We start from the raw sequence: 11134 nt of genomic DNA on the forward strand, positions 1-11134 counted from the left end.
ATCTCGATGCAAACACACACAGAACTGGATGTGCCTGCGTACCTGTCGGTGCTGCCCTTGTTTCATGAAATGAGGCCTGCGGAACTGGAACGCATTGCCGAATCGGCGGCGCTGAAACGATTTGTGCGTGGTGAAGAGGTGTTTCGGGTGGGGGAGCCCTGTGAGGGCTTTCATGTGGTGGTGGCAGGGCAGGTCAAGCTCTACGCCTTGTCGCACTCGGGACACGAAAAAGTCATCGAACTCATCAGCCCGGGCAACAGTTTTGCCGAGGCGTTGATGTTCACGGGCAAGCCCTACATCGTCAATGCCCAAACCTTGAGCGACAGCCTGGTCCTCACTGTCAAGAAGCAGGCCGTGATGGCTGAAATTGAGCGCGACCCTCGCTTCTCGCTGCGTATGCTGGCGGGCATTTCGCGCCGCCTGCATGGACTGGTGCAAGACGTGGAGGCCTCTGCGCTGCATTCGGGCATCCAGCGGGTGATTGGCTACCTCTTGCGAGACCAGTCCCTGGAGGATGTGGTGCCGGGGCAGGTGGCCACGGTGCAGTTGCCGGTGAGCAAGGCCACGATTGCATCGCTGCTGTCGTTGACGCCTGAGTATTTCTCGCGTGTGCTGCGCGAGCTGGAAGACGGTGGGCTGATTGCCATGGACCGTCGGGACATTCGCATTCTGGATGTGCAAGGTCTGTCGCGCTATCACTTGCAGTGACGGACCCAGGAAAGGGTTGACATGAGTACCTACAAACGGCCGGACCTGGTGTGTCCGGCCGGGTCCTTGCGGTCGTTGCAACTGGCGATCGACGCCGGCGCTGACGCCGTGTACATGGGACTGAAAGACGCGACCAATGCGCGCAACTTCGCCGGGTTGAACTTCGACCTGAAGCAATCTCGACAGGGCGTGCAATACGCCAGAGACCGCGGTCGACAGGTGCTGATGGCCTTGAATACCTATGCCCAGTCCGCAGCACCTCAGAAATGGTTTGAGGCCGTGGACGTGGCCGCCGACATCGGGGTGAGCGCCCTGATCCTGTGTGACCCCGCCGTGATGGCCTACGCTCGGCGACGACACCCGGATCTGCGACTGCATTTGTCGGTGCAGGCCTCGGCCACCAACTACGAAGCCATCGAGTTTTATCGCGAACGCTATGGCATTCAACGAGCGGTCTTGCCCCGCGTGCTGACCTTGTCACAGGTGGCGCATGTCATCCGTCACACCCAGGTCGAGATCGAGGTGTTTGGTTTTGGCAGCCTGTGTGTGATGGTGGAGGGGCGTTGTGCGCTCTCGTCCTATGCCACGGGGCAAGCACCCAACACCGCGGGCGTCTGCTCGCCGCCCTCTGCGGTGCGCTGGGACAACGTGGGCGCCGATGTGGATGCCCGCTTGGGCGGCATCCTGATTGACCGTTTCACGCCCGATGAACCACGCGGCTACCCCACGCTGTGCAAAGGCCGCTTTGAGGTGGACGGCGAGGTGGACTACGCCCTCGAAGAGCCGACCAGCCTCAACACCTTGTCGATCTTGCCGGAGTTGTTAAAGGCCGGTGTGTCGGCCATCAAGATTGAAGGTCGTCAGCGCAGCGCCGCGTATGTTGAGCAGGTGACCCGCACCTGGCGCCAGGCGATCGATGCTTGCATGGCCCAGCCCGAGCGTTATGTGGTGCAGCCGGCCTGGACCACCTCGCTGGGCCGTCTGGCCGAGGGGCAACAGCACACCTTGGGGGCGTATTCGCGTCCCTGGCAATGAAAGACCGCGATGTTTGAACTGAGTGTAGGACCGGTGCAGTACTACTGGTCACGCGACACCCTGACGCACTTCTATGCTGAGGTTGCTGATTCCCCCGCCGCCACGGTGTGTCTGGGCGAAGTGGTGTGCTCTCGGCGGCATGCCCTCAAGCCCGAAGATTGGCTGGACCTGGCCAAGGACTTGCGCGCAGCAGGCAAAGAGGTGGTGATTGGCACGCAGGCCCTGATCGAAACCGAGGCCGAACTGCGGGCCTTGCGCAAGTGGGTTGAGCATGGCGAGTACATGCTGGAAGCCAACGATGCCGGGGCCGTGCGCCTGCTGGCGGGCCGGGCACCGTGGGTCATTGGCCTGCATGTCAACGTGTACAGCGCGCCGACCCTGGCTGAGTATGTCGCCATGGGCGCGGTACGCTGGGTGCCGCCGGTCGAGTTGTCGCTGGACGGCATGGCTCAGGCGGCGAAGGAGGTGGCGGGCGTTCAGGTCGAAGCGTTTGCCTTCGGGCGCATGCCCCTGGCCTTGTCGGCACGGTGCTTCACGGCCCGACACCACCGTCTGCAAAAAGACAGCTGTGAATTCCGCTGCCTGGATGACCCAGATGGGCTGGCCTTGCGGACCCGCGAAGGACAGGACTTCCTCGCGCTCAATGGCATCCAGACACAATCGGGTTCGGTGCAATGCCTGCTGGGCATGCGGTTGGCACTTCAAGCTGCGGGCGTGACTCGCTTGCGCTTGTCGCCCACGGCCCGGGACTTTGCCGACGTGTTGCACTTGTTCGATCAGGTCATGAACCGGGATGCGGACGCCGAGGTGGCCTTGCTGCAGGTGCAGGGCTTGGCTTTGCCTGGCCCCTTGTCGAATGGCTATGCGCAGCCTCAGCGCGCGGGCATGTTGTGGGTGACATCATGATGGATCTGAATGTGGCACGCGCCAAGGGCACAATTCGTGCGGTCGTCAGTCGCTTGCCGGTGTGGCCGCCCTCCATGGTGCTGTCTCAGGCGCTCAATCGCTTGTGGTGGCCCTTGGTGGACGACGACACGCAGCAGGCGCTCTCGGGGCGTGTGGTGGAGCTGGTGGTGGACGACCTGGGCATCACCTGTCGCCTGAAGGCTGGCAGCAGGGGCCTGACGCCCGCCTTGGCGCACGAACCCGTGGCCTTGCGCCTCAAGGCGTCGGCGCAGGTGTACTGGCGGCTGGTGCAGGGCAAGGACGATCCGGACACCCTGTTCTTCGATCGCCTCATGGTGATGGAGGGCGACACCGAGTACGGCCTGCTCTTGAAGAACACGCTGGATGCGGTCGGGCCACCTCGCTGGCCCGGTTCATCGCAAGGAGGGGCGCACCATGTCTCTTGATCGCACGGCCACGGCCCCAGCCCCCTGGCGCTGGCAGACCTTGATGGCGGCACCGCACCGGCTGGCCTTTTTTTCGGCTGCGGTGGTGATGTCTGCTGCGGCACTGTGGTGGGCACATGAACTGGTGGGCCGCGCCACTGGCTGGTTTGCACCTTCCGCAGCCGTGCCCAACACCTTTGTGCATGCCCTGGTGATGAGCCTGGGCTTCATGCCTTTGTTCTTTTGCGGTTTTCTGTTCACGGCAGGTCCCAAGTGGCTGCAAATGCCCGAGGTGACCGCACCGCAAGTGCGCGGGCCGGTGACCGCCTTGACGGTCGGATGGTTGGCCGTGCTGGCCGGCGGGCACCTGCATCACCTGCTGGCGGCAGCGGGGGCCTTGGCGGCCACCGTCGGCTGGAGCTTGTTGACCTGGCGCTTCTGGGCGCTGGTGCGTCGAAGCAAGGTGCGTGACCGGGTGCATGCCAAGGTCATTGCCGTGGCGTCTTCTCTGGGGGCAGGCTGGATGTTGCTGGGTGCCTTGGGACTGGGCAGCATGCACCTCGAGTGGGTGCGTTGGGCGGCCTTGGCTGGCTTGTGGCTCTTCATCGCCCCGGTGTACGTCACCGTGGCCCACCGCATGATTCCCTTCTTCACCGCATCGGCCTTGCCGGTGCTGGATGCTTGGCGCCCCTTCTGGTTGCTGTGGAGTCTGTTGGCAGCGCTGGGCCTCCAAGGGCTGTGGCTGGTGCTGGACACCTTGGGGTGGTCAACCACTCCTGGCGTGGCCAGCGTGCGCGTGTTGACCTCGGCATTGACCGGCTTGGGCGTGTTGGCCCTGGCCATTCGATGGGGGTTGGTGCAAAGCCTCAAGGTGCGCTTGCTGGCGATGTTGCATCTGGGCTTTGTGTGGCTGGGCGTGGCGCTGTGCCTGGATGCCTTGGCTGTGGTCCTGCACTTTGCGGGGCAACCAGCCGTGGTGCTCTTGCCTTTGCATGCGCTGACCATGGGCTTCCTGGGCAGCGTGCTCATCGCCATGGCCACCCGCGTCAGCTGTGGTCATGGCGGGCGCACCCTGGCGGCCGACGACCTGGCCTGGGCCTTGTTCTGGGTGCTACAAGGCGCCGTGCTGTTGCGCCTGGTGGCGGTGGTGTGGACTGAAGGTGCCCCGTGGGTGCTGGTCGCTGCTTCGGTGGCCTGGCTGGCCGCAGTCGGGGGCTGGTCCGTGCGCTACGGCCGCTGGTTTGGACGCCCCCGTCTGGATGGGCGCCCGGGTTGAGCCTGGCGCTCAGCCCAATTGCACCGCATCACCGGAGCGGTTGAAGGGAATGAAATTGCGGATCTGGCCCACCTTCACGGCATCCACCATGCTTTGAAGGTGCGGCGCCGCATCGTCGCTGCTCGGAGCGCGTCGCCCCTTGCCCGACATCCCCGCCACGAAGACGATGGCCCAGTCGTGACCGAACTGGTTGGCTTCGGTGCACAGCGTTTCAAAGGTGCCGATTTCTTCGGGCGTCTTGTCCACGCACATCACGGGGGTCAGTTCGCCACCGTGGCCCGCTGCAAAAGCGGCTCGTTGTTCGGGCGAAGCATCATCGGGCAGGCCGGCGCCCGCAAACACCAGCAGCAGTCGCTGCGCGTCGGGTTGCTGGCGGGCCGCTTGCAGCAGGTCGTCAAAAGTCGAGATGTTCATGTCAGTGCGAGGTGCCTTCCGAGCGGGTGATCTTGTTGAAGATGTTGTACTTGCCCACAGGCTTGCTCATGGGCAGGCGTTTGATTTCCTTCAGGGTCTCTGCATCGTAGACGATGAGTGCCCCGTTCTGCTCCCACAGGCTGGCGAGGGCGTATTTGCCATCGCGTGTGAACTCAATGTGGGCCAAGGTCTGGCCTTCGGGGCCCTTGATCTGGGCCACGGGTTCCAGCGTGGTCTTGTCGATCACGGTCATGATGTGTTTGGCCGTGGGCGACATCATCGCGTCGGTCCACATGTAGCGTGAGTGTTCGTGGCTGCGCATGAAGAAGCCCGGTCCCGGCGTGGGGATCTGCTTGATGATTTGCCAGGACTTCATGTCGATGATGCTGATCAGGCCTTGCTGCAGGTTGGGCGTGGCGAGCACAGACTGCCCCTGGTAGGAGAACGCAATGCCCGAGCCCAGGTGCGGCATGCCGGGCAAAGGCAGTTCGGCCACACGCTGGCGCGCATCCAGGTTGATGACCTGGGCCGTGGGGGCGCTGGCATCGCCGCTGGCCACGCGGCCGGCGCCGATCACATGGCGGTAGGGCGGGTCAAAGAAGAAATCGTCCAGCGGCAGGCTCAGCGGTGTGCGCCGAATCTCCTGGTAGCCCGGCTTGGCAATGGCTTCCCCCATGCGGAAGTCATGAACGTAGCCATCGTGGATGGGCTCGGCCTTCGGGTTGTACGAGATCTCCCACAACTCGGGCAGGTCTTTGAGCGCCACGATGAAGCTCTGGCGAGGCGCTGCGTCATACACTGCCGACACACGTGAGGTCTTGCTGCCATCGAGCGTGGCTGCGGGGTAGTTGCGGACCAGGTTCAAATCGGCGTCGAACAGCACGGCATTGCGCGGCAGGTAATTGCCGGCCAGCACCCATTTGCCATCGCCCGACACGGCCACGTTGCGCATGTTCAGCCCGGCACGGACCTCAGCGACCACGCGCAGGTTGTACAGGTCGTACTTGGTGATCCAGCCGTCACGCGACCCGAAGTACACAAAGCGGCCGTCTGGCGAGAACTTGGGTCCACCGTGCAGTGCATAGCGCGTGGGAAAGCGGTGGATGACTTCCAGCTTGTCCCCGTCGACGATGGACACGTGGTGATCGCCGCCTTCCACGACCACGAACAGATTGAGCGGATCGGCCTGCCAGATGGGCTTGCGCTGATCGGGGCGGGTGGGGGCGTAGGCCACGCGTGAGGCCACGATGTCCTCATCCAGCCAACGCGGGGTCGGGGTGGCGGGTGAGTAAATCCAGCCAGCCAGGCGCTGGATGTCGTCGGCCGAGACCTTGTCGCCAAAGGCCGGCATTTGGGTGGCCACCCGGCCACGGGTGATCACCTGCACGGCATCGGCTTTGCGCAGGCGCTCCAGGCTTTCTGGCAACAGGGCGGGCCCCATGCCACCCGTGCGCTGCTCGCCGTGGCAGGCCGCGCAATGTTGTTGGTACAGCGCCGCTGGGGCGGCGGGTTCCTGGGCGCGCGCCTGGTCCCATCCCATCAGCAGCATGCCGCCGGCCAAAGCCAGGCGCCACAGCAGGTCGAGGTTCATGGGGTCACCTCGCTGGCGATGGGAATGGTGGTGCGTTGCGGGTCGTGGCCTTTGTGACTGGTGAAGGGAGTGACGGCCACACGGGCGCTGGCAGCGTCGGCGGTGAGGCCGATTTCTGCATCGTCCAGATAGCAGCCGGGGTCTTCGGCCCAGAAGTTGCCGGTGACCTGTTGGGCGCGCACACGGGTGTTACCACCGCACATGTCGAGGTGCACGCAGCGTGCACAGCGTCCTTCTACGGGCCGTGGCTGCTGCTTCAGGCCGGCCATCAGTGGGTCGGACACGTCTTCCCAAATGGCCGAGAAGGGGCGTTGCCGCACATTGCCCAGCGGGTAATGCCACCACATGGTGTCGGGGTGAACCTCGCCCAGGTTGTCGATGTTGGCAATGTGCAGGCCAGAGGCATTGCCGCCCCAGGCCACGAGGCGATCGCGCACCGCCGGGGCCCACTGAGGTGTGTGGGTGCGCAACCAGTTGATCAGGTAGGGCGCATCGGCGTCGTTGTTGCCGGTCACGTATTCTTCGTCGCGGCCGTCGAGCGCAGCTTGCCAGGCGGTTTGCAGCAGCAGGTCCAGTGCATCACGGGTGGCTGCGAAGTGCGCGTCTTTGGCGCGGTGGATGTTGCCGCGTCCCGCGTAGTTCAGGTGCGAGAAGTAGAACTTGGTGATGCCTTCGTCGCGCATGAGTTGCAGCAGTGCGGGCAGGTCGTGCGAGTTCATGGCCGTCATCGTGTAACGCAGGCCCAGCTTGACGCCATGGCCCCGCAACAGACGCAGGGCGTTCAGTGAGGCGTCAAATGCGCCTTCCAACCGGCGGAACTTGTCGTGGGTCTCGCGCAAGCCATCCAGGCTGATGCCCACGTAGTCGAAGCCTGCCTGCGCAATGCGCTCGGCCATCGGTGCGTCGATCAGCGTGCCGTTGGTCGACAGCCCGACATAAAAGCCCATCTGGCGGGCACGGTCGGCGATCTCGAACAAATCCGGACGCAGCAGCGGCTCCCCGCCTGAGAGGATGAGCACCGGCACCCGGTGGGCCTTGAGGTCGTCCATCACGGTGAACACCTCGTCGGTACTCAACTCGCCGGGGTAGGCATGGTCGGCCGACAGGGCATAGCAGTGCTTGCAGGTGAGGTTGCAGCGGCGGGTCAGATTCCAGATCACGACCGGGCCGGGGCGCTGGCCGCCACCACCGCCTCGACGCGGTGTGGGGTACACGCCTTCGCGCTCGGCTTGCACCACTTCGCGCAGGTATTGAGAAATGCGAAACATGGGGTGACCTCCGCGTCAGTCGTGCGACAGGCGCAGGCCTGTCTTTTTCAGAATTGCCGTGCTGTAGAGGATGTCGAAACTGCGGCAGGCCTGGGCAAGCAGGCAATGGATCTTCATGGCTTCGCGTTCGACCTCGGTCTGGCTGTGACCATGCACCATGGCAAACAGGTTGTAGGGCCAGTCAGGCAGGGCGCGTGGGCGTCTGTAGCAGTGCGACACGGCGGGCATGGCGCCCACCTTGGCCCCCAATTCGTCGACCAGTTCGTCATCCACATCCCAGACTGTCATGCCGTTGGCGGTGTAACCCAGCCGGTAGTGATTGGGGACGGCGCCAATGCGGCGGATCAGACCTTCGTCGAGCATGCCAGCCATGCGTTCGCGCACGGTGCCTTCTGTCACGCCCAGTTGTTCGGCAATGGCTGCATAGGGGCGGGCGACCAGCGGCAAGCCGCCTTGGGTGGCCTGGATCAGGCGGCGGTCGAAATCAGTGAGTGACATGCTCACCTCCGTGGCGGGATTGGTCTTGGGCCGCCAGGCTGGCTTGTGCGCTCAGCCGCAGTTCAACAAAGAACTCCCGCTCTTTGGGGAAGCGGTACACGGTGAGACCGGTCTCGCGCTCGATCTGCTGGCAGGTGTCTTCCACCTTCTGGGGTGTTTCACCCGCCACCACAAACCACATGTTGAGCTTGTGGGTGCGACGATAGTTGTGCGCCACGGCGGGCAGGGCGTTGACTTGCTGGGCCACGCGCTCGAAATCGGCTTCGGGGGCCGCCAGCGCAGCCAGCAGGAATTGACCACCGGCGCGCTCGATCTGGAACAACGGCCCAAATCGGGTCAGCATGCCATCGGCCAGCAGCTTGCGCAGGCGGGCCAGCACCTCGTCTTCGGTCAGATGCAGGTCGGCGGCCACGTCCGCAAAAGGGCGCTCGGTCAGTGGCAAGCCACCATGCAGGCGGTCAATCAACTGAGCGTCGATCCGGTCCAGACTGAGTCGGCCCAATTCAGGCAACTTGCGCATGGCGTGCGTCCTTTCGGCTCTCTGGCATTTGGCTGCGGAAGTAGCGCCCGCCGGTTTGTTTGAAACGTTGCCCACTGAACAGGGTTTCACGTGCGTGCTGCGTCAGATCGGCTTGGGCCAAGGCCTGACGGATGGTGTGTTCCACCGCCTCGCGGCTGTGGCCATGCACCATGAAATACAGGTTGTAGGACCAGTCGGCATCGCGCTCACGGCGGTAGCACAGTGTGACGCCTGCTTGTTGCGCCAGGCGGGCGCCTGCGGCATCCACCTCGGCATCGGGCACGTTGAGCACGGTCATGGCATTGGCGCTGATGCCCAGATCATGGTGCCGCACGACCACGCCCATGCGACGCAATGTGCCCTGCGCGACCCAGCGCTGAATGACCGCTTGCACCCTGTCTGGCGCCCAACCCAGGCTATCGGCCCAAGCGTCATAAGGTCGGCTCACCAGCGGCAAGCCTTCTTCCACCAAGGCGGCCAAGGCCGTTTCATGGGTTTGCACACGTCGCGTGGCCGATCGGCTGGCGCGGACCGCCTGGCGTTCTCCGGGGTGTGTAGGCAGCGCCGTCTTGCGCAGGTCAAAACCCAGATCAATGCGGTAAGGGCGAACCATGGGCAGGCGCAGCGTGCGCAGGCCCGTCAGGTGGTCCAGCGCATCGACCTCGTGGTGAATGCTGTCGCGGTCGGCCCCGGTGATGACAAACCACAGGTTGTAGCGGTGCTCGCGTTCGTAGTTGTGGTTCACGCCTGCAATGGCGTTGACGTGCTGTGCCACGTCTTGCAGTTGCGCTGGCGGAATCGACAGCGCGCACAGCATGGCTGCACCGCCCGCCCCGGCCCCCCACACCCCGCCAATGCGGCTGATGGTGCCGTCGGCAATCAGCCGCTGATACGTGGCCAGCACGGTGGCTTCATCGCAACCGGTGGCCTGTGCGATCTCGGCAAAGGGCTGCCTGCTGAGCGGGAAGTCATGCTGCCAGTCATTGAGCAACACCTGATCCAGTGCGGGACGATCGGACAAGTTCATGTCAAAACCCCATGCGCGCAGCGCGACTGGTGAAGAAAATGCCACTGGGGGCCGGCAGACTCAGGGTGGTCAGCGTGCGCAGGCTGTCGGTGTCGATCACCGACACCAGATTGGCGTCACGCGACGAGATCCACACGGCTTCGCCCCGCGGCGTGAACTCCATGTGCAACACGGCTTTGCCGGGTTCCAGCGTCCGGATGATCTGGCGGCTCTGGGTGTCAATGACCTGTACGCGGTGATAGTCGGGTACGGCAAAGTTCACCCACACTTGTCGCCCATCCGGGCGGGCCATCACAAACACAGGTTGACCGGCCACTGGGATGCGGCCCACTTCCTGCCAGGTTTCGGTGTCCACCACCAGCACTTCATGACGACCGATGGCGGGCAACCAGGCATGGCGACCGGCCACCGCCCAGCCTCGCAAATGCGGCATCTTGTAGACGGGCATCGGAGTCTGGCCTCGCCCATAGCCTTGCAGGATCTTGCGGGCCTTGGGTTGTGGCGCCCACAGGTCGATCAAGGCCAGACCATCTTCGCCAAACAAGCCGGCGATGTAATAGCGCCCATCGGGCGTCACCAGCGCGTCGTAGGGCTGATGGCCAATTTGCGTGAACTTCTGAATCGTCGGGGCATGTGGATCCTGGCTCAGGTCGGCCACCCAGATTTCATCCGCATCAAACAGCGAAAACACAAAGCGCTTGCCGGGCAGATCCGCCAGCCCCACCACGCGAGACAGCTTGCCGGGCGCGTATTCAGCAGGGATGTCGGCCACGGGCGCCAGCGTCTGGGCATCAAACACCTTGACGCCACCAGGCTCATAGTTCTGTGCGGCCACCAGCTTGCCGTCTTGCGAGATGGCGCCGCCAATGCTGTTGCCTGCCTGCAAGGTGCGCGCTTCGATGCGGCGCGTCAGCACATTGACCTTGGTGAGCGCACCATCGCGCCCAAACACATAGGCGCTGGCACCGTCACGCGAAAACACCACCGAGGCGTGCGACAAATCGCCCAGCCCTGTCACTTCGCCCAGCACCGTCTGCTGGCTGGTGTTCACCACGGCCACTGTGCCCGTGGCGCGCTCGATCACCACCCCCAGGTCTCCGGTGCCAACCGGCGTGGTCGAGCAGGCTGCCAGCACGCAGCTGAGCCCCATGGCCATCAATCGTTGCAGGATCTTCATGGGCGTTGCTCTTCTGGAAATCCGGATTGCAGTTGCTGGGCAATCCAGGTGGCATCGTCTTCGCTGAGCATCGCCTGCCATCCCGGCATGGGGGTGCCCGGTCGGCCATGGATGATGGTTGCGACCAGTGATGCCAGCGGGCGATCACGCAAAGCGATGGGCGTCAACGGCGAGCCCAGGCCACCGGTCAGGCGCATGCCGTGGCACGAGCCACAGTCCTGACGCACGATGCGGATCAATTCGCGTTGACGAGAAAAAGAAGGCTGAGCCGGTGAGGGCTCAGCCTGTG

At 64.0% G+C, this 11134-nt stretch carries 13 protein-coding genes; 5 read left to right on the plus strand and 8 right to left on the minus strand.

Annotation, left to right across the window (positions count from 1 at the left end; genetic code table 11):
- The first annotated feature begins 6 nt into the window (after window positions 1-6).
- From ACMV18_RS10180 to ACMV18_RS10200, 5 genes are read left to right on the plus strand one after another with little or no spacing between them, the layout of a single operon-like run.
- Complete coding sequence (locus tag ACMV18_RS10180; protein ID WP_420817742.1) at window positions 7-708, plus strand: Crp/Fnr family transcriptional regulator; 702 nt, start codon at window positions 7-9, stop codon at window positions 706-708.
- 21 nt (window positions 709-729) lie between these two features.
- On the plus strand, window positions 730-1743 hold the full coding sequence (gene ubiU, locus ACMV18_RS10185; RefSeq protein WP_374255790.1) for a ubiquinone anaerobic biosynthesis protein UbiU: 1014 nt from the start codon (window positions 730-732) through the stop codon (window positions 1741-1743).
- Window positions 1744-1752: 9 nt separating this feature from the next.
- On the plus strand, window positions 1753-2649 hold the full coding sequence (ubiV, locus tag ACMV18_RS10190) for a ubiquinone anaerobic biosynthesis protein UbiV (RefSeq protein ID WP_420817743.1): 897 nt from the start codon (window positions 1753-1755) through the stop codon (window positions 2647-2649).
- Window positions 2646-3095, plus strand: a complete 450-nt coding sequence (gene ubiT, locus ACMV18_RS10195) for a ubiquinone anaerobic biosynthesis accessory factor UbiT (protein ID WP_420817744.1) — start codon at window positions 2646-2648, stop codon at window positions 3093-3095. The genes ubiV and ubiT overlap by 4 nt, the downstream gene beginning before the upstream one ends.
- On the plus strand, window positions 3085-4350 hold the full coding sequence (locus ACMV18_RS10200) for an NnrS family protein (RefSeq protein ID WP_420817745.1): 1266 nt from the start codon (window positions 3085-3087) through the stop codon (window positions 4348-4350). Before ubiT ends, ACMV18_RS10200 begins: the two co-directional genes overlap by 11 nt.
- A gap of 9 nt (window positions 4351-4359) precedes the next feature.
- Here ACMV18_RS10200 and ACMV18_RS10205 read toward each other — a convergent pair whose 3' ends face one another.
- From ACMV18_RS10205 to ACMV18_RS10240, 8 genes are all read right to left on the minus strand, one after another.
- Entirely contained in the window at window positions 4360-4764 is a 405-nt protein-coding gene (locus ACMV18_RS10205; RefSeq protein WP_420817746.1) for a ribonucleotide reductase subunit alpha, read from the minus strand.
- 1 nt (window position 4765) lies between these two features.
- Complete coding sequence (locus ACMV18_RS10210) at window positions 4766-6313, minus strand: cytochrome D1 domain-containing protein (RefSeq protein WP_420817754.1); 1548 nt, start codon at window positions 6311-6313, stop codon at window positions 4766-4768.
- 38 nt (window positions 6314-6351) lie between these two features.
- A complete protein-coding gene (nirJ, locus tag ACMV18_RS10215; RefSeq protein WP_420817747.1) occupies window positions 6352-7623 on the minus strand; it encodes a heme d1 biosynthesis radical SAM protein NirJ in 1272 nt (423 codons plus the stop codon).
- A 15-nt stretch (window positions 7624-7638) separates the two neighbouring features.
- Complete coding sequence (locus ACMV18_RS10220; RefSeq protein WP_420817748.1) at window positions 7639-8121, minus strand: AsnC family transcriptional regulator; 483 nt, start codon at window positions 8119-8121, stop codon at window positions 7639-7641.
- The gene (locus ACMV18_RS10225; RefSeq protein WP_420817749.1) at window positions 8108-8641 is read right to left on the minus strand and encodes an Lrp/AsnC family transcriptional regulator; all 534 of its coding nucleotides are present in this window, start codon (window positions 8639-8641) and stop codon (window positions 8108-8110) included. The genes ACMV18_RS10220 and ACMV18_RS10225 overlap by 14 nt, the downstream gene beginning before the upstream one ends.
- Window positions 8625-9668, minus strand: a complete 1044-nt coding sequence (locus tag ACMV18_RS10230; RefSeq protein ID WP_420817750.1) for an Lrp/AsnC family transcriptional regulator — start codon at window positions 9666-9668, stop codon at window positions 8625-8627. Before ACMV18_RS10230 ends, ACMV18_RS10225 begins: the two co-directional genes overlap by 17 nt.
- Before the next feature lies 1 nt (window position 9669).
- Window positions 9670-10824 carry a cytochrome D1 domain-containing protein gene (locus tag ACMV18_RS10235; RefSeq protein WP_420817755.1) on the minus strand — a complete coding sequence of 385 codons (1155 nt, stop codon included), beginning with the start codon at window positions 10822-10824 and terminating at the stop codon, window positions 9670-9672.
- Window positions 10825-10841: 17 nt separating this feature from the next.
- The coding region (locus tag ACMV18_RS10240) for a c-type cytochrome (RefSeq protein ID WP_420817751.1) at window positions 10842-11134 on the minus strand (293 nt) is incomplete at its 5' end.

Origin of the sequence: Aquabacterium sp., assembly GCF_048860245.1 — a bacterium.
In the GTDB taxonomy this organism is placed as follows: domain Bacteria; phylum Pseudomonadota; class Gammaproteobacteria; order Burkholderiales; family Burkholderiaceae_C; genus Aquabacterium.

Bases quoted from the DNA above. Each gene is read 5' to 3' on its own strand.
- ACMV18_RS10235 (WP_420817755.1), bottom strand. From the start codon at position 10,824: ATGGCCATGGGGCTCAGCTGCGTGCTGGCAGCCTGCTCGACCACGCCG.
- nirJ (WP_420817747.1), bottom strand. From the start codon at position 7,623: ATGTTTCGCATTTCTCAATACCTGCGCGAAGTGGTGCAAGCCGAGCGC.
- ACMV18_RS10200 (WP_420817745.1), top strand. From the start codon at position 3,085: ATGTCTCTTGATCGCACGGCCACGGCCCCAGCCCCCTGGCGCTGGCAG.
- ubiU (WP_374255790.1), top strand. From the start codon at position 730: ATGAGTACCTACAAACGGCCGGACCTGGTGTGTCCGGCCGGGTCCTTG.
- ACMV18_RS10180 (WP_420817742.1), top strand. From the start codon at position 7: ATGCAAACACACACAGAACTGGATGTGCCTGCGTACCTGTCGGTGCTG.
- ubiV (WP_420817743.1), top strand. From the start codon at position 1,753: ATGTTTGAACTGAGTGTAGGACCGGTGCAGTACTACTGGTCACGCGAC.
- ACMV18_RS10210 (WP_420817754.1), bottom strand. From the start codon at position 6,313: ATGCTGCTGATGGGATGGGACCAGGCGCGCGCCCAGGAACCCGCCGCC.
- ACMV18_RS10230 (WP_420817750.1), bottom strand. From the start codon at position 9,668: ATGAACTTGTCCGATCGTCCCGCACTGGATCAGGTGTTGCTCAATGAC.
- ACMV18_RS10220 (WP_420817748.1), bottom strand. From the start codon at position 8,121: ATGTCACTCACTGATTTCGACCGCCGCCTGATCCAGGCCACCCAAGGC.
- ACMV18_RS10205 (WP_420817746.1), bottom strand. From the start codon at position 4,764: ATGAACATCTCGACTTTTGACGACCTGCTGCAAGCGGCCCGCCAGCAA.
- ACMV18_RS10225 (WP_420817749.1), bottom strand. From the start codon at position 8,641: ATGCGCAAGTTGCCTGAATTGGGCCGACTCAGTCTGGACCGGATCGAC.
- ubiT (WP_420817744.1), top strand. From the start codon at position 2,646: ATGATGGATCTGAATGTGGCACGCGCCAAGGGCACAATTCGTGCGGTC.